The sequence below is a fragment of the Sphingomonas crocodyli genome (genome assembly GCF_004005865.1).
Lineage (GTDB): Bacteria > Pseudomonadota > Alphaproteobacteria > Sphingomonadales > Sphingomonadaceae > Rhizorhabdus > Rhizorhabdus crocodyli.
Genome location: NZ_SACN01000002.1, coordinates 487,790 through 504,253 on the forward strand (window position 1 = coordinate 487,790; position 16,464 = coordinate 504,253).

At 66.5% G+C, this 16,464-nt stretch carries 18 protein-coding genes; 4 read left to right on the forward strand and 14 right to left on the reverse strand.

Annotated elements, in window-relative coordinates; all coding sequences use genetic code 11:
• Position 1: 1 nt before the first annotated feature.
• Positions 2–964, reverse strand: coding sequence for a glycerophosphodiester phosphodiesterase family protein (locus EOD43_RS16955; protein ID WP_164857284.1), 963 nt, complete (start codon positions 962–964; stop codon positions 2–4).
• A 55-nt stretch (positions 965–1,019) separates the two neighbouring features.
• Positions 1,020–3,605 (reverse strand): TonB-dependent receptor, encoded by a 2,586-nt coding sequence (locus tag EOD43_RS16960; RefSeq protein WP_127745210.1) that lies wholly within the window; start codon positions 3,603–3,605, stop codon positions 1,020–1,022.
• A 280-nt stretch (positions 3,606–3,885) separates the two neighbouring features.
• On the opposite strand from EOD43_RS16960, the gene EOD43_RS16965 reads away from it, so the two are divergent.
• Positions 3,886–4,476 carry a TetR/AcrR family transcriptional regulator gene (locus EOD43_RS16965; protein WP_164857285.1) on the forward strand — a complete coding sequence of 197 codons (591 nt, stop codon included), beginning with the start codon at positions 3,886–3,888 and terminating at the stop codon, positions 4,474–4,476.
• 11 nt (positions 4,477–4,487) lie between these two features.
• Here the strand turns inward: EOD43_RS16965 and EOD43_RS16970 are convergent, their stop codons facing one another.
• Together EOD43_RS16970 and EOD43_RS16975 are read right to left on the reverse strand one after the other, a co-directional pair.
• Positions 4,488–4,907 (reverse strand): hypothetical protein, encoded by a 420-nt coding sequence (locus tag EOD43_RS16970; protein ID WP_127745212.1) that lies wholly within the window; start codon positions 4,905–4,907, stop codon positions 4,488–4,490.
• Between the two features lie 80 nt (positions 4,908–4,987).
• A complete protein-coding gene (locus EOD43_RS16975) occupies positions 4,988–5,908 on the reverse strand; it encodes a DUF808 domain-containing protein (RefSeq protein WP_127745213.1) in 921 nt (306 codons plus the stop codon).
• Between the two features lie 207 nt (positions 5,909–6,115).
• Here EOD43_RS16975 and EOD43_RS16980 point away from each other — a divergent pair, with 207 nt between their 5' ends.
• Both EOD43_RS16980 and EOD43_RS16985 read left to right on the forward strand, forming a co-directional pair.
• Positions 6,116–6,448, forward strand: a complete 333-nt coding sequence (locus tag EOD43_RS16980) for a DUF2322 family protein (RefSeq protein ID WP_127745214.1) — start codon at positions 6,116–6,118, stop codon at positions 6,446–6,448.
• A gap of 10 nt (positions 6,449–6,458) precedes the next feature.
• Entirely contained in the window at positions 6,459–7,064 is a 606-nt protein-coding gene (locus tag EOD43_RS16985) for a phosphatase PAP2 family protein (protein WP_127745215.1), read from the forward strand.
• Here the strand turns inward: EOD43_RS16985 and EOD43_RS16990 are convergent.
• Genes EOD43_RS16990 through EOD43_RS17015 form a run of 6 tightly spaced genes read right to left on the reverse strand, consistent with a single transcriptional unit; the run spans position 7,036 to position 11,930 of the window.
• Positions 7,036–7,356, reverse strand: a complete 321-nt coding sequence (locus EOD43_RS16990; RefSeq protein WP_127745216.1) for a hypothetical protein — start codon at positions 7,354–7,356, stop codon at positions 7,036–7,038. The two genes, EOD43_RS16985 and EOD43_RS16990, sit on opposite strands and share 29 nt — an antisense overlap.
• A complete protein-coding gene (locus EOD43_RS16995) occupies positions 7,353–7,871 on the reverse strand; it encodes a hypothetical protein (RefSeq protein WP_127745217.1) in 519 nt (172 codons plus the stop codon). The genes EOD43_RS16990 and EOD43_RS16995 overlap by 4 nt, the downstream gene beginning before the upstream one ends.
• 42 nt (positions 7,872–7,913) lie before the next feature.
• Positions 7,914–8,345 carry a hypothetical protein gene (locus EOD43_RS17000; RefSeq protein WP_240653286.1) on the reverse strand — a complete coding sequence of 144 codons (432 nt, stop codon included), beginning with the start codon at positions 8,343–8,345 and terminating at the stop codon, positions 7,914–7,916.
• A gap of 59 nt (positions 8,346–8,404) precedes the next feature.
• Positions 8,405–9,376 (reverse strand): copper resistance protein B, encoded by a 972-nt coding sequence (locus EOD43_RS17005; protein WP_127745218.1) that lies wholly within the window; start codon positions 9,374–9,376, stop codon positions 8,405–8,407.
• Positions 9,373–11,190, reverse strand: a complete 1,818-nt coding sequence (locus EOD43_RS17010; RefSeq protein WP_240653287.1) for a copper resistance system multicopper oxidase — start codon at positions 11,188–11,190, stop codon at positions 9,373–9,375. Before EOD43_RS17010 ends, EOD43_RS17005 begins: the two co-directional genes overlap by 4 nt.
• The gene (locus EOD43_RS17015) at positions 11,187–11,930 is read right to left on the reverse strand and encodes a MauE/DoxX family redox-associated membrane protein (protein ID WP_127745220.1); all 744 of its coding nucleotides are present in this window, start codon (positions 11,928–11,930) and stop codon (positions 11,187–11,189) included. The genes EOD43_RS17010 and EOD43_RS17015 overlap by 4 nt, the downstream gene beginning before the upstream one ends.
• Before the next feature lie 75 nt (positions 11,931–12,005).
• Between EOD43_RS17015 and EOD43_RS17020 the strand changes: the two genes are divergently transcribed.
• Complete coding sequence (locus tag EOD43_RS17020; protein ID WP_240653288.1) at positions 12,006–12,392, forward strand: MerR family transcriptional regulator; 387 nt, start codon at positions 12,006–12,008, stop codon at positions 12,390–12,392.
• 15 nt (positions 12,393–12,407) lie between these two features.
• Here EOD43_RS17020 and EOD43_RS17025 read toward each other — a convergent pair whose 3' ends face one another.
• The 4 genes from EOD43_RS17025 to EOD43_RS17040 form a co-directional block, all read right to left on the reverse strand.
• Positions 12,408–13,403: a potassium channel family protein gene (locus EOD43_RS17025; RefSeq protein WP_127745222.1), complete on the reverse strand. Its 996-nt coding sequence runs from the start codon at positions 13,401–13,403 to the stop codon at positions 12,408–12,410.
• Between the two features lie 98 nt (positions 13,404–13,501).
• Positions 13,502–14,332 (reverse strand): SDR family NAD(P)-dependent oxidoreductase, encoded by an 831-nt coding sequence (locus EOD43_RS17030; RefSeq protein ID WP_164857286.1) that lies wholly within the window; start codon positions 14,330–14,332, stop codon positions 13,502–13,504.
• 68 nt (positions 14,333–14,400) lie between these two features.
• Positions 14,401–15,198: a LytR/AlgR family response regulator transcription factor gene (locus EOD43_RS17035; protein WP_127745224.1), complete on the reverse strand. Its 798-nt coding sequence runs from the start codon at positions 15,196–15,198 to the stop codon at positions 14,401–14,403.
• Positions 15,198–16,340: a sensor histidine kinase gene (locus EOD43_RS17040; RefSeq protein ID WP_164857287.1), complete on the reverse strand. Its 1,143-nt coding sequence runs from the start codon at positions 16,338–16,340 to the stop codon at positions 15,198–15,200. The genes EOD43_RS17035 and EOD43_RS17040 overlap by 1 nt, the downstream gene beginning before the upstream one ends.
• Positions 16,341–16,464: the final 124 nt, after the last annotated feature.

Sequence of the window (16,464 nt, forward strand, 5' to 3'; positions counted from 1 at the left end):
CTTAGTTGAAGGGGCGCCGTCCCTTGCCCGCGAGATAGACGGCGAGCGATTCCGGCCGATCGGTGAGGAAGACGGTCGCCCCCGCATCGAGCAGACGGCCCCAGTTCGCATCGGGATCGAGCATCGCCAGTTCGTCCGAATAGCCGCCGGCGGTCGCGCCCCAGAACGGCTCGGCCCAGGCGCGCGCGCCGCTGGCCTTCACGGCCGCGGCGCCTTCCTCGAAGAAGGGCAGGTTGAGGAAGACGACGGTATAGGCCGCCGGGTCGTATTGGCGGTGGCTTTGGACGACCTGGGTAAGCGGCGGGCCGAAGCTGACGACGCGCTGGAGATAGGTGACGCGCTTGAGCAGGGGCACCTTGTCCATCAGATGATCGTCGCGACCCGCGGTCATCTTCACCGTCATCTGATCGAGCACGCCCATCCGTTCGAGCAGGGGCAGCGATTCCCGCCACACGCGCTCCAGATCCGAACCCTTGGCATCCAGATCGACCAGGATCTTGCCGCGCATCACCTCCATTGCCTCTTCGAAGGTGGGGATCGTCTCGTCGGTCAGGGGCGCGTCGGCACCGCCCTTGTTCATGCGCAGGCGCAGCTTCTTCAACTCGGCCAGCGTCATGTCCGATACGCGGCCGGTGCCGTTGGTGGTGCGATCGACGGTGGCGTCATGCATCAGGACGAGGATGCCGTCCTTGGTCGGCTGCACGTCGGTCTCGACCATGTCGATGCCGGTGTAGATGCAGCGCTTGAACGCCGCGATCGAATTTTCGGGCGCTTCGACATGGCAGCCGCGATGCGCGACGATCATCGCCGGGCCGTTGGGATCGCGCATCCGCTTCACCAGCATCTGGGCGCGGGTTTGGGGCGTGGTGGTTGCGGCCGGCTTGACCGCGCGGGTCGGTTCGGCGGCGGTCGCTGTGGTCATGGCGAACAGCGAGCAGAGCGAAAGGCCGATGGGTCGGAACATAGGAGTGCTCCCGAAAAGGGTGGGAGCGACCGTCGCCGGCCGCTCCCTGGGGGGATCAATAACGGAAGGAGATGCCGGCCCAGAAGCCACGGCCATGCGCGTTGATCTCACGCACCTCACCAAATTGGCTGTAGATCGAGTCGCGGCTTTCACCGAGCAGGTTGCGCCCTTCGGCGACGAACTGGACCTGATCGGTCACCTTGATGCGGACCTGCGCGTCGAGCTGGTTGAACGGCTTGTAGCTGATGTCCTGCACCGCCGAGGCCGTGCTGATCGACTGATAGGAGACGCCGGGGCGCGAATAGCTCAGGCGGCCTTCGAACCAGCGATCCTTGTAGAAGACCGAGGCGTTGAGCATCCGCTTGGGCTGTTCGAGCAGCTGATCGACCTTGCGCAGTGTGCCGTTGGCCATCACGATCGAGGCATCGGTGTGGATGTAAGTGTAGTTGAGTGACGCACCGAGGCCGGACAGCGCATCGGGCAGGAAGGGCAGGCTGTTCATCACCGCGTTGAACTCGAGACCCGTCAGCTTCGCGCTCGAAAGGTTCTGCGGTTCCGAGATGATCGTGGTCAGCGCGCCGGTGACGACCTGCGTGGTGCCGCGGAAGATTTCGTCCTTCACATTCTTGTGGAAGACGCCGGCCGAGATCAGGCCGTTATTCCCGTCGAAATAATATTCGGCCGACAGATCGAAATTGTCCGCGCGGCGGGGCTTCAGCGCCGGATTGGGGCGTGAGATCGTGACGATGCCGGCGGTTTCGGTGCGGGCTTCGCCGCCCGCCAGATCGGTCTGGTTCGGGCGGCCGATCGACTTGGCATAGGCCGCGCGCAGCTTCAGCCCTTCGGTCAGATCGTAGGAGAAGACCGCCGAGGGCAGGAAGTCGTCATAGTCGTTCTTTTCGGCCACCGGCAGGATCGCGCCGTTGACCACCGCGAAGCGGCCGACCTTCACGTCGGTCTTTTCATAACGGCCACCGGCGACGAGGTGGAAATTGTCGCCGCGCGCCTCGATCAGCGCATAAGCGGCGGTCACATTCTCGCGGAAGCGATAGTCGCCCGAGAGCGCCCCATTGCCGCGCGGCGCCTGATTGAAGGCGCCCGGCGTGCCGTTGAGGAAATCCCAGAAGGCCGTGCGGTTGAGCAGCGGCATCGCCGCCGTCGCATAAGGCGGGATGTAGTTTTCGGTGCGATCGAACTGGTCGAGCGTGAGCGGGGTGCCCGCACGGGTCCAGGACGGGGTTTCGCGATCGACGGTGCGCTCGACATTCTTGAACGCGCCGCCCAGGCCCAGCGACCAGATGCTGTCGCCGAACTGCTGGCGGAAATCGCCCTTCAGCGCCTTCACCCGCTCGCGCACGTTGAAGTCGGTGCTGCTGGCCGAGGTGAAGGTATAGTTGCCGGTGTTCGAGAAGGCGGCCGGATCGTTGAAGGTGAAGCGCGGCACGCCAGCGGCGTCATAGGTGTAGCCCAGCCCCGCGCGATTGCCGCTGACGAAGGTGGCGCCCGGCCCGATCTCGTCCCAGCGCGCCTGCGAATAGGAGGCCGCGAGGTCGAGCTTGCTGCGGTCGTTCTTCCACATCATCCGCGACTGGACGGTATCGACGGGCTTGGAGATGACGAACTGGCTGGTGCTGACGCTGGCATTGGCGACGGCGACGCGGCCGGTGGTGGCGCTGGTGATCGCGGGAACGCCCGTCGGCGTCAGCGTGACGCCGTAGCGCGTTTCATCATCGTCCTGCGTGTAGCGGCCGTAGTAGAGCGAGGCGTAGAAATCGTCGTGCGGCTTATATTCGAGCGTGCCGGCGCCGCCCCACCGCTTCGACGTGAGCGCATAGTTGAGGAACAGCGCGCCGTTGGGAACGCCGGTGGCGGCCTGCGTCAGCGGGTTGGTCGCCACCGCGCCCGACGCGGTATAGTAACCGATGCTGGGAACGATGATGCGTTCCTGATCGCGGGTGCGCTCCATATAGCTGCCGGTCAGCATGATGCCGAAGGAGTCATCCGGGCCGAAGCGGGTCGACAGGGTCGCGTCCGCGCGGAAGGACGGCTTGCCCTTACCGGGCACGGCGTTGCTGTCATAATAGCCGAGCAGGGTCTGCGCGGAGAAATAGGTGTCGTTGACGTCGAAGGCGCTGCGTGTGCGCAGATCGACGAGGCCGCCGATCGCATTGCCGTCCATCGCCGGGGTCAGCGACTTGACCACCTCCATGCGGCCGACCGCGCTGGCGGGCACCTGTTCGATCAGGACGCGGCGGCTGTTCTGATCGCTCGACGCCAGCTGCAGGCCGTTGAACGTGACCAGCGTATAATCGGGGTTGAGCCCGCGAACGGCGACGTAGCGGCCCTCATCCTCGTCGAACACGGCGGCGACGCCGGGCACGCGGCGCAGCGCATCGGCGATGTTGTAATCGGGGTTCTGGCCGGCGTCGTCGGCGGTGACGAATTCGGAAATGGTGACGGCGTCCCGCTTCGATTTGGTCGAGCGCAGATTCTGCAGCTGATAGCCGGTGACGAGGATTTCGGCGCCGTCGATCGCCGCATCGGCTTCGGGAACTGGCGTGGTCTGTGCGAAAGCGAGCGAGGACCATGTGAGGGCGAGGGCCGATCCGGCCAGCGCGGCGATTTTCAGATTTTTTGTCATTGGCGAGTCCCTTTTGCAGTCAAAAGCAGGCGCACGCCGCCGATCGGCGAGGCGCGTTGCCCGCCGTTGCGTCACGTGCTGTGGATGTGGACGGGCCGCGCGTCGCCAAATCAGGATCCTGGGGTCGGATCCCGATCGGAACGCTTGGTTATCCCGGAATGATCGTGGAAAGTGGCGGCTGGATCTTCGGTCAGGTTGCTAATTACGATACGAGTATGTACCGTAATTATGTGACAGAATTCGGACCGTGTTCCGGAAAAGATAGATTGGGGAGAATGGGGTGCCTTCAGAGGCTGCAGACAATGCGGTGCGTGCGCGGGGGCGGCCGCGCAGCGCCGACCGTGACCGGGAGATTCGCAATGCGGCCTGGCTGCTGATCGCTGAACTGGGTTGCGGCGGCCTCACCTTCGAAGCGATCGCGCAGCGCGTGGGGTGCAGCCGTTCGACCCTCTACCGCCGCTATGCGACCAAGGCCGAATTGATCTCGCACCTGCTCGACCAGACGGTGCGAGATTTCGCGCCGCAGTTCGATGTCGATGCATCACCCCGTGAAAAGGTGCTGGCTTATGCGGGCACGTGCGCACGGATGTATGCGGGAAGCCGGGGCGCCGCGCTGACGCAGATCATCGCCGCTTCGCACACCGATCCTGGGATCGCCGAAGCTGTCAGGTCGCACAGCCAGATGGTCGAATCGCATTATTACGAGCCGATGGCCTTGCTCGCACCGAATGCATCCGATCGCGCGATCAAGCTGGCGCTGCACGGCCTGATCGGCGCGATCCTGCACCACGTCGCGACGCGTCGCGATACTCTGTCGGATGCGGAGATTGTCCGGATGGCCGACGCCGCGATTGCGATGGCGCAGGCCTGAAGCGGGTCAGATCAGGCGGCGCGCGCCTGTTGTTCGCGGTCGAGCGCGTCGAGCAGGGGATAGAGGACGGTGATTTCGCTCTGAACCCGCTGGCGCAGCTGGAAGCGGATGCGCGCGGCGGCGGGGACATATTCGTCCCAGTGCCGCTCGATTTCGGGGGTGTTCCAGCGCGCGATATGGCCCGCCGCGTCGCTCATCCGCATCCGGGCATCGTCGCGCAGGGCGATGACGGCGGGATCGTCGCGATCCTTCAGCAGCGCCGGATAAACGTCGCTCTCCAGAAAGGTCAGCCGGTTGCGGCTCACCGCCATCAGCCGAAGCCGCGCGCTCGAAAGCTGCGCGAAATCGGGCCGGCCGTTTCGGACCAGGGCATCGATGTCGGCCGTGGCGGCCAGCGCATCGGCGTGGAAGGAGCGAAGTCGGTTGAGCACGTCGCCCTTAAGCCCGCGCGCGGGTTAAGGACGGTTCACCATCTGCGGCGCTTCAGACTAAAGTTCAGCGCCGGGCGCGTTTAGTGGCGGGCCTTGGCGATCAGGTGGACGCCGCCGGCCAGCACCATGCCTGCCGCCAGACCCAGCACACCCGATGCGGCGGCCGTGACGATCCACTGGATCGCGGCCTGACCTGCGCTCAGCGATGTTGCGATTCCGTGGATGACATGTTCGGGCTGGGGCAGGCCAAGCTGTTCGAGGCCGTGGACGAGGATGCCGCCGCCGACCCAGATCATCGCCGCCGTGCCCACCGCCGCGATGACGTTGAACACGACCGGCATTGCCTTGACCAGGCCGTTGCCGATGCTGCGCGCCGGTTCGCCGCCGCGCGCGAGGTGCAGGCCGATATCGTCCATCTTCACGAGGATGCCGACCACGCCGTAGACCGCGACGGTGATCGCGAGGCCGACGGCGGCCAGCGCGACCGCCTGCGTCACGATCGGCAGATCGCCGACTTCGGCCAACGCGATCGCCATGATCTCCGCCGACAGGATCAGATCGGTGCGGATGGCGCCCGAGACGCGTTCCTTCTCCAGCGCGGCAGGATCAGTGATGGTCGACGCGGTATCGGCTTCGTGCGAGCCGCCCGACAGCTTTTCCAACACCTTCTCCGCACCTTCGAAGCACAGATAGAGGCCGCCCAACATCAGGATCGGCGTGATCGCCCACGGCGCGAAGGCGCTGAGGAGCAGGGCGGCGGGCAGGAGGAGCAGCAGCTTGTTGCGCGCGGAGCCCAGCGCGATCTTCCAGATGATCGGCAGTTCGCGTTCGGGGGTGAGGCCGACGACATAGCTTGGCGTCACGGCAGTATCGTCGACCACGACGCCCGCCGCCTTCGCCCCGGCCTTGCCCGCCGCGCCCGCGACATCGTCAAGCGACGCCGCCGCCAGCTTTGCGATTGCCGCGACATCATCGAGCAGCGCGATCAATCCGGTCGCCATGTTCCTGTCTTTGCCCCTTACCGACAACTTCGTAGGGCGAATGGATCGAACGGCGGGAAGTTCCCACGCGGATCGAGCGACAGCCCCCGGACGCGTCTATGCCGGGGAAAGGGCAGGCGCGCTATGGGGTCACAAACTAAGTCTGGATTATCGGCGGGTTTCGTTCGATCAGCGCGATCGCTTCATTTCAAAGATCGGAAATCGACGATGATCCAGCCGGGTGCGACCTTCAAAGACAATCTGCAGCTGCTGCCGCCGATCGACGGCGTGGCGCGCATCGACCTGATCGACGAAGCGGGCGCCGTGGTCGCGAGCATCGAAAACCAGCCGGGCAAGCAGGGCTCGCTCGCCGTCTATCAATATCTTCAGCAGGCGTTCGGCGCGCTGGATGCGCAGGCGGCGGAACATGGCCTGGCGGTGTTCGCCGAACATACGCCCGATGCCCGCGCGCGGCCGGGCGCGCATCCCAATATCGATCGGCTGCTGGAGATCGTCGCGGGTGGCGCGCCGCTGCGTATCGCCATCACCGCCGCCGATTGAGCGGTAGCGCATGATGCATCGGATCATTCTGTGGCCGGGGCTGATGCTCCTCCTCGCCGGGCTGGCGCTGTGGGGCGGGCATCAGCCGTGGGAAGTGCCGTTGGCGGCGCTGCTCCATGCCCATCCCGATGCGCGCCTGCTGCCCGCGATCGTTGCGGTCACGCGGCTGGGCGGTGCGGCGGCGATGATCCCGTTCGCGCTGGCGGTGGTCGGTTTTCTCCTTGCGCGCGGCGCGCGGCCGGCGGCTCTGTGGCTGTTCGCGGTGATCGCGTCGGGGCGGATTGTCGTCGAACTGCTCAAGGAGGTGATCGGGCGCGTGCGGCCCGACGTGACGGGCCATCTGGTCGAAGTGTCCTCCGCCAGCTTTCCGAGTTCGCATGCGGCCGGATCGATGCTGACCGTGGCGGCGATGCTGGTGCTGTTCCGGCCGTCGGCGGCGCTTGCGGTCGTTTGCCTGATGTGGCCGATCGCGGTCGGCGTCTCGCGCCTGCTGCTGGGCGTTCACTGGCCGGGCGACGTGCTGGCGGGCTGGGGCTTTGCCTTGGTGTGGACGGCGCTGGCGGCGATGCGGTTTCCGCCGCCGACGCTCAGCAATCGTCGGTTTCGGGTAGGGTGAGCGCCTGCGCCTTCGTGTCGATCCAGATGTGGCAGGCATAATCGGCGTCGTTCTTCGCGCAGCTCATCTTGCCGTCGCCCTTGTGCAGCCCGGTCGCCCCGCACGCCTGCTCGACGCCCTTGCCGGGTAGCGCATCGTAGAGGCTCTGCGCCGCCGGGCCGGTGACGAGCAGGTCCATGACGCCCGCCTCATAGGGGAAGATTTTCGCCGTCGAGGGCGTGAGCTTCGGCGTCTCGTCCGCGCTGGCCGGGGTCGCGCAGATCAGGGCGAGGAGAGCGAGCGTGCGGGTCATGGAGCCTCGGGGATCAGATCGAAGTCGAAACGGGCATTCTTCGAAATGGCGGTGAGCGCGGCCAGCAGCGCCTTCTGCGTCGCGAAGGTGCAGGTGGCGGCGGATTGCGGATCGCGCACGATCGAACCGCCCGAGGCTTCGGCCGCCTTTGCCCAGGGGCCGGAACAGGGGAGCAAAGCCAGCCGATAACGGCCCTTGTCCGTATCGAGCAGCATGTAGAGCGCGCCGCGCGCCACGCCGTCTTCGCGCTGAAGCTGCAGGATGTGGCGGTGCGGCGCCTTGCCGAGCGGGAGCATGATCGCGCTCAGCGCCTGATCGCCGCCCTCGATCGCAGTGGCGCCGTCGGGGCGGCGACGGATCGTCAACACATCGCCTTCGCCCGGCATCTCGGCGGCCATCAGGCGATAGCGCCCGTCGGGTATCGCCGGCCGGTTGTCCGATGATGTGTACCAGGGGCCGCTGGTCCAGCAGCCGGTGAGAAGCAGCAATGCGCCGAGGAGGAACAGCCGGGACATGGGATCAGCCTAAGCGGCGCTGTGGGCACTTGTCACCCCGGATCAGGTGGTGGGCTCATCCCCGGCGAGGATGGCTTCGATTTCCTCGACCGATTTCTTGAACACGGTCGCGAGGCCGTCGACCTTCGCGCCGCGCCGCGCTAGTTCGCGGATCCGGCGCGTATCGACGACGGTGGCGAAGTGGCGGGTGTCGCGCTCGACGCGTATCTCGCCGGTGCGGCGGAGCGATCCAGATGGGCGGCGCTTGGGCGCTGGTTCGCGTTCGCCTTCCTCTGCGGATCGGCGCGAGGGGAGGGCGTCGAGCCGCGTGGCGCGGCGGGCCTCGCGCTCACGGGATGCCTCTTCACGTTCCACCGCCCTGCGATCGCTTCTCGCCTGCGCCATTTCCGCGCGTTCGGCGGAGCGGCGCTCGCGGGCTTCTTCACGCGCACGGGCGCGGTCTTCACGGTTCGGGGGGAGGATCGGGTCGGTCACGTGGCATCCGGGTGCGAGGGCGGGGCGGCCCTCATAGCGGGGCCGCCGGATCGCGCCAGTTAGAACCAGATACGGACCCCGGCGACGAGGCTGGTCGTGCGAGGATCGTCGCCATCGGCGCGGGCATAACGCGCCGTCTGCCCCATCTTCGCCTCATAGGAGATGCCGACATAGGGCGCGAACTGGCGGGCGATCTCATAGCGCAGGCGCAGGCCCATTTCGGCGCTGCTGAGGCCCGCGCCGATCCGGTTTTCGCGCACGTCCTGCGCCGCCAGATTGAGTTCGACGCGCGGCTGGAGGACGAGGCGCTGGGTGAGACGCTGGTCGTAATAAGCCTCCAGCCGGCCCATCACGTCGCCCTTGTCCGACAGGAAGGCGGCGGCCTCGACCTCGAACCAATAGGGCGCCAGCCCCTCGACCCCGACGGTCGCATAGGTGCGCGAGGGGCCGGGTTTGATATCGTGGCGGACGCCCGCCTGCAGGTTGAAATAGGGGCCGACCGCGCGGCTGTAGAGCGCTTGGATTTCGGCCGCCTCGACGCCGTCGCGCCGCGCGCCTTCGCCCTCGGTCTTGATCGTCAGCCGGTTGATATCTCCGCCGAACCAGCCTTCGGCATCCCAGCGATAACCGTCGCGGCCCTTGCGCGCCTGGACTTCGGCGATGTTGACCATGATCAGCGCCATCGCCTGCCCGCCGCTTTCGCGCATCATTGCGTTGCGGGCGGCGGCCATGTCGGCGGCGGGGAACTGGCGATCGGCATAATGATCCATCGGCGCGGCCGGGGCGGGGGCATTACCGGCGGGCAGATCGGTGCCGGCGGGTGCGCCCGACGACATGGCCGACATGTCGTGGCCCGCATGATCGGCGGACATGTCCATGTCGCCCATATCCATGTCGCTCATGTCGTGGCCTTCATGGCCTGTCGCGGGCTGAGCAGGCTGGGCTGGCGCCGGCATGTGATGCTTCGAATGATCCTGCGCCGCGGCAGGTGTAGCGATCGCTATAAAAAGGAGGGCGGGGAGGCGCTTCATGCCGCGTCTCCCTTCGGACGCACGCTCACGACGCGCATCATGCCCGCGGCCATGTGGTAGAGCAGGTGGCAGTGGAAGGCCCAGTCGCCCACCGCATCGGCGGTGAAATCCCACGTCACGATCCCGCCCGGCTGGACGATCACGGTATGCTTGCGCGGGGCATGATCGCCGTGGCCGACGACCAGTTCGAAGAAGTGGCCATGAATGTGGATGGGATGCGCCATCATGCTGTCGTTGATCAGCTTCACGCGCACCCGCTCCCCCTCGACGAAGGGGATGGGTTCGTGGACGTCGGACATCTTGCCGCCGTCGAACGACCACATGAAACGTTCCATATTGCCGGTCAGGTGGATGTCGATGCTGCGCGAAGGCGCGCGGACGTCGGGGTTGCGATCGAGCGCCATCAGGTCGCGATAGACCAGCACCTTGTGCCCGACATCGGCGAGGCCCTGACCCGGATCGCCGGTGCGATCGACCGGCATCGGCGATATGGTCTGCACGCCCGGCCCGCGCTTCACCTGCGGGGCGTTGGCGAAGTCGCGCATCGCCATGTCGTGGTCCATACCGCCCATGTCGTGGCCGCCGTGGCCTTCATGGCCCATCGCGCCATGATCCATGCCGGCGTGGGGTGAAGGGGCTTCGGTGGTCGTTGCCAACTTGCGCGAGGCATTTTGTTCGGCGCTGGGATCGACGGCGCGGGGCGCGGCCTCGCCGCCCATGTCCATCCCCATGTCCCGCATCGTGGCGAGCGGGCGGGGGCGGAGCGCGGGGACGGGGGCGACCATGCCGGCGCGTGGGGCGAGCGTGGCGCGCGCCATGCCAGAGCGATCGACCGCCTCGCCGACGAAGGTGAAGGCGCGATCCTCGGCCGGGGTGACGATGACGTCATAGGTCTCGGCGACGCCGATCTGAAACTCGTCGACCTCGACCGGCATCACATTCTGCCCATCGGCCTGCACCACCGTGAGCCGCAGGCCGGGGATACGGACGTTGAAGTTGGTCATCGACGATGCGTTGATCACGCGCAGGCGCACGCGCTGACCCGGCGTGAACAAAGCGGTCCAGTTGTCGGCGGGGCCGTGGCCGTTGATCAGATAGGTGTAGGCCGCACCCGTCGCGTCCGAAATGTCCGCCGGGTCCATCCGCATCGCGCCCCAGCTCAGGCGGTCCTTCGCCGTCTGGTCGCGCTTGCCCAGCAGGCCGGACAGGGTCTGGCGCTGGAAGTTGAAGTGGCCGGGATTGACCTTCATCCGGTGGAAGATCGCCTCGGGCGACAACTGGCTGTGATCGGACAGCAGGATCACATGCTCGCGATCGGCGACGACCGGATCGGCGCCGGCGGGGTCGATGATGATCGGGCCGTAGAGACCGATCTGTTCCTGAAAGCCCGAATGGCTGTGATACCAGTAGGTGCCGTTCTGGCGCACCGGGAATTGGTAGAGGTAGCTCGATCGCGGCTTGATACCGGGGAAGGAGACGCCGGGCACGCCATCCTGTTCGGGCGGCAGCAGTAGGCCGTGCCAGTGGAGCGAGCTGTCCTCGTCGAGTTCGTTGATCACGTTGAGGCGAACGTTCTGCCCCTCGCGCAGGCGGATCAGCGGGGCGGGGACGGTGCCATTGATCCCGATTGCCGGCGATCGGCGGCCGTCGACCGTCATCACCTGCCGCGCGATGCGCAGGGTGATGTCCTCGCCCGAGACCGTGGGCAGCCCTTCGGACACCGGCTGCGCCCAGGCGGGCATCCACGCGGCGAGCCCACCGAGCGCGAGCGAACCGCGCAGCAGGGTGCGGCGATCGATCGTCGAGGGGGTCACTTCGCGAGCATCCAGATTGCCATAGCCACCATCATCACATTTTCGGTCAGCGAGACGGAGCCCAGCGGCACCTTGCTCGATCCGCCGACGCACGCGCATTTGATCTCGCGTTTGTCGATATAGACCGCCTTGAACACCGAAACCGCGCCGATCCCGCCGATCAGCAGCGCGAGCGGGGCGGACAACCACGTCAGCACGCCCGCCGTCATCAGCACGCCCGCCGCGCCCTCGGCAAAGGGATAGACATAGGAATAGGGCACCCAGCGGCGCGCGAGCAGATCGTAATTGAGGAACATCGTCGCGAACCGCTCGACATCCTGCAGCTTGAGCAGCGCCAGCACGCACATGCTGATCGAGATGAACCATTCGCCCGCGCGCATCGTCAGCGGGGTCGCATAGACCGCCTGGCTGAGCGCAAGCGCCATCAGTGCGGTCATCGCGAACAAAGCGATGACGGGGACGTAGCTGGTGGCATCGGGATCGGCGACGCGCAGGCCAAAGAAGCGGCGCAGATCGTCATAGCCGCCGATCCGGTGTCCATCGATGAAGGTCTGCGGCGTGGTCTTCACCCCATGTTCGGCCTTGAATGCGTCGGTTTCGGCGCGCGTGGTGAGCCAGCGATCGTCGACCGTGTAGCCCCGGCTTTCGAGCAGGTGTTTGGCCTTCAGGCCATAGGGGCAGATGTGGGTCGGCATCACCATGCGGTGAAGCGTCGCCTGCCTGGGCGATTGGGCGGTCATATGCGGGTCTCGTCGGCCTTGCGATGGATCGGACCCGGCGCATATAGGTGCCGTACCATAGTACGGAGTCAAGGCGTGAACGGGCTGACGATCGGAAAGCTGGCGGCGAAGGGCGGCGTGGGTGTCGAGACGATCCGTTATTATCAGCGGCGCGGCCTGCTGACCGAGCCTGCGCGCGGCGATGGCGTGCGGCGTTATGGCGATGAGGATGTGCGGCGGCTGCGTTTCGTGCGGTCGGCGCAGTCGGCGGGCTTCACGCTGGAGGAAATCGGCGAGCTGCTGGGGCTGGACGCGATCGACGATCGCGCACGCGCGCGCGAACTGGCGCAGGCGCGGATTGCGGCGATCGATCTGAAGATCGAGGAGTTGCAGGCCGCGCGCGCCTCGCTGTCGCGGTTGGCGAAGGATTGCGCGAAGGGCGGGGCGGGGCCGTGCCCGATCATCGCCGCCTTCGATCATTGAGGGGCAGGCGCTTCGTCAGCTGGCCTCCGACATCGGCCGGATCTCGATGATCCGATCGCCCGGTTCGAGCGCGGCGGAACCCGGCTCCCAGAAGCCGATCGCGCTGCGCCCGCGATAGATGCGGACGCCAAGCCCCGTCTCGATCGCCGACAGCGGCTTGCCGATTTCGGCCGGCGCGACCGCGCGTTCGCGCAGCGAAACCCGCCCGCTATGGTTGGCCAGATCGGCCAGATAGTCGGCCAGATGCTCGCTCTGCGTCGAGCCGGCGAGCAGCAGCCCGGCGAAGCTCGCTGGATTGATCACGGTGGTCGCCCCCGCCTCGCGCGCCAGCCCTTCATTGTCCTGCGACCGGATGATCACGCTGACGGGCACGCCCGGCGCTACGCCACGCGCGGTGAGCGCGATCAGGATGGTGGTGTCGTCGCGTCCGGCGGCGATGATGATTGATCGGGCACGGACGATCTGCACGGCTTCGAGCGTGGCGTTGCGGGTCGCATCGCCCAGCAGGACGTTGACCCCGCAATGCTCCGCCGCGTCGATCGCGTCGGCATTGGCATCGATGACCACGATCGTGGCGGGATCGGTGCCCCGGCGCACGAGTTCGGCGACCGCTTCGGTGCCCGAGGTGCCATAGCCCACGACGACGATATGATCGTGGAGCCTGTTCTGTATCAGCTTCATGCGCCACCGCTCCCAAACGCCCTTGAGCAGGAAATCATAGGCCGTCCCCAGGAAGATCAGCCACACGAACAGGCGGATCGGGGTGACGACAAAGGTATCGAACAGGCGCGCCTGTTCGGTGACGGGTACGATATCGCCATAGCCGACGGTCGTGACCGTGATCATCGTGAAATAGAGGACGTCGACGAAGCTGACCGATCCATCGACATTGTCGCGCAGCCCGTCGCGATCGAACCAGTGGCCTGCGAGCGCGATCCCGACCAGCGCCAGCGCCAGCCCGATGCGCCACAGGATCGACAGCCAGACGGGCACGGTGCTGCGGCGACGCAAGGGTGCCGATGTCTTGAGCCGCCCTCTGGTCAACCGATGTCCCTTCGTCCCTCGCGCGCTGATAGACGCCTCGCGACGCCGATCGATCCACGCGGGGATTAGCGCTCCAGACTATATTCGTCGATCAGCGGGGGGACGGGGTGGAAGTGGCCGAATTCGTCGCTGAAGCCATGATCGGCGCCGAGTTCGGCGGACCAGCGGTGCTGGCCGGACAGCGCCGCGCGATCGGGGCTGGCGGCGAGGTGGGCGATGGCGCGGCCGGTATAGCGCGGGGTTTCGGGCGGCTGGCCGGGCAAGGCATGGCCGTTGGGCCAGATCGAGGCGATCGTCACGCCCAACTCGCGCAGATCGAGCGCGGCATCGCGGGTCAGCCGCTCGATTGCGGCTTTGCCGACGCCATAAGCGACATTGTAGCGATAGGCGGTGCCCGCGCGGCCGGAGATGTTGACGATCAGCCCGGCGCGACCGGCCTTGGCGGAATCGGCGAGCAGCGGCGTCGCGTGGCGGATCGCGGCATAAGCGGCGCGGGTGGGGATGGTGACGACCTGTTCGAACAGATCGGCCGACGTTTCCCAGATGCGCTGGCCGATCGAAGGGAAGAATTCGCCCGCAAGAAACACGCTGTTGATCAGGATGTCGATCCGGCCGTGGCGCGTGCGGATATCGTCGATCAGGCGGCCGACCGCGTCATAATCGGCGCAGTCGCAGGCGATCGCCTCACCATCGCCGCCAAGGTCGCGGATCATGTCGATTGTCTCCTGCGACGATCCGCCGCGCGCGCCCTCGCTCGCGCCGGTGGTACGTGAGACAGCGATCACGTAAGCGCCCGCCGCGCCTAGCTCGATCGCGATGCCCCGGCCGATGCTGCGGCTCGCGCCCAGGACGAGCGCGACCTGACCGGCCAGAAGAGTGGGGTTGGTGTCGGTCATGGTCCTGCTCCTCATCTGTTTTGCGGGGAGCTTCGCATCCGTCTCTGCGCGCATCAAAGCGCGAATTGCTATTTTCCGGAGGGCGACAGGATCGCCTTGATATCGGCGGTGTAGAGCCGGCCGACATTGAGTTCGACGCCGGAGGTCAGCCGTACGCGGAAGCGGCCATAGCCGGCGGGCAGCAGGCTTTCGATCCGCCGCCGCTGGACGATCGTCGACCGGTGGACGCGCAGGAAGCGTTCGGGATCGAGCCGCGCCATCATCCCCGCCATCGTCTCGCGCAGCAGGAAGCCGCCATCGCCGCTGTTGAGCCGCACATAATCGCGTTCGGCCCCGACCCATTCGATGTCGTCGATGGCGAGGCGAACGAACTCGCCGCGCCGCTGGACCCAGATCTCGCGCTCGTAGCGATCCTGCACCTCCAGCGCGCGGCTGGGCGCGCGCAACGCTTCGATCAGCGCGCGCAACTCGGCCTCGCGGTCCTCGGCATCGGCGGCGTTGATCCGTTCGCGGCAGCGCGCAAAGGCGGCGCGCAGGCGATCGAAGTCGACGGGCTTGAGGACATAATCGACCGCGCTCACCTCGAACGCGCGGGTGGCGAAGGCATCGTAAGCGGTGACGAACACGACCTGCGGCGCGCGATCGCCCGAAAGCGCGCCGACCACGTCGAAGCCGGTCATTCCGTTCATGCGGATGTCGAGCAGGACGACGTCCGGATCGAGCCGGGCGATGGCATCGAGCGCCTCCGGCCCGTCGCTCGCGGTGCCGATCAGGCGCGCTTCGTCCATATGATTGACTGCGATTTCGAGGCGACGGAGCGCCAGCGGCTCGTCATCGACCGCAAGGACGCGCAGCGGGGCGGACATCAGGCGGCCACCAGCGGCATGGTGAGTTCGACCCCGAAGCCGCGAGGCGTCGCCATCGCGCGCACCCTTGCCCGATCGCCGAAACGCGCGCTCAGCCGCTGGCGGACATTGTCGAGGCCGACGCCGGTGCCGGCGGGCGCCTGCGTATCCATGCCGGCGCCGTCGTCGCGCACTTCGATGATCAGATCGTCCATATTTTCCCGTGCGCCGATGTGGAGGTGAAGCTGTCGGCGTCCGTCCGACATGCCGTGGCGGATCGCATTTTCGACGAGCGGCTGGAGGAGGAGGCCGGGCAGGCGGGCTTCGTCGAGCGCGGCGGGCAGATCGATGTCGACGTGCAGCCGGCTGCCGAACCGCGCCTGTTCGATCTGGAGGTAGAGCCGCTGCAGCGCCATTTCGTCCGCCAGCCGCACGTCGCGCAGCGGATCGCCGTCCAATGTGGTGCGGAAGAAGGTGGCGAGCGCGAGGAGCATCCGTTCGGCGTCGCCGCTGCGCCCGTCGAGGATCAGGGCGGAGATCGAGTTGAGCGTATTGAACAGGAAGTGCGGATTGACCTGGAAACGCAGCGCGCGGATCTGCGCGACATGCGCCTGGCTTTCGAGGAGGGCGAACTGCCGCTCCCGCTCGCGCGTCTCGCGATTATAGACGACGGCCAGCGCCGCCCCCGCCCACAGCCCGATCGGCGCGAGCCAGACGATCGATCCGCGCATGAAGCGCAGCCAGTTCATCGGTTCGGGATGGAGCAGCAGGTTGACCGACAGGTTGGTGAGCAAAGTGAAGGCGCAGGCGCCCGCCGCCATCGCCGCGATCGCGGACGGCAATTGCCAGCGCAGCCGCCAGCGCCGCCCCGCGCGGATCGCCATGTAGATGGCGAAGGAAATCAACGCGCCGAACGCGCAACACAGCAGCTCGACCGGTTGCAGGAAGAAGATCGCAAAATCGATCGCGAAGCCCAGCGGCGTATAGTCTTCGAGCGCCTTCAATCCGAGATATTCGGGATAGGACAGCAGATAATAGACGCAATAGACGAACTGGAACGCGACCCAGTAGATCGCGATCAGCGCGAACAGCAGGGCGTTGTCGGGCGAAAAGCTTCGCCCGATACGATCGATTCCAACATTGGGAACAACATCTTGGCCCATGCCGGCCATGTCTCATTGGCGGCGGTTCAAGTCGATTGCCGTTCGTCGACGCGTCTTGCTGTTCGTCGATCAGCGTCGCCGTTGAAAGCGTGCGGCGGCCTTTCGTCGCGGCGCGACTTACCCG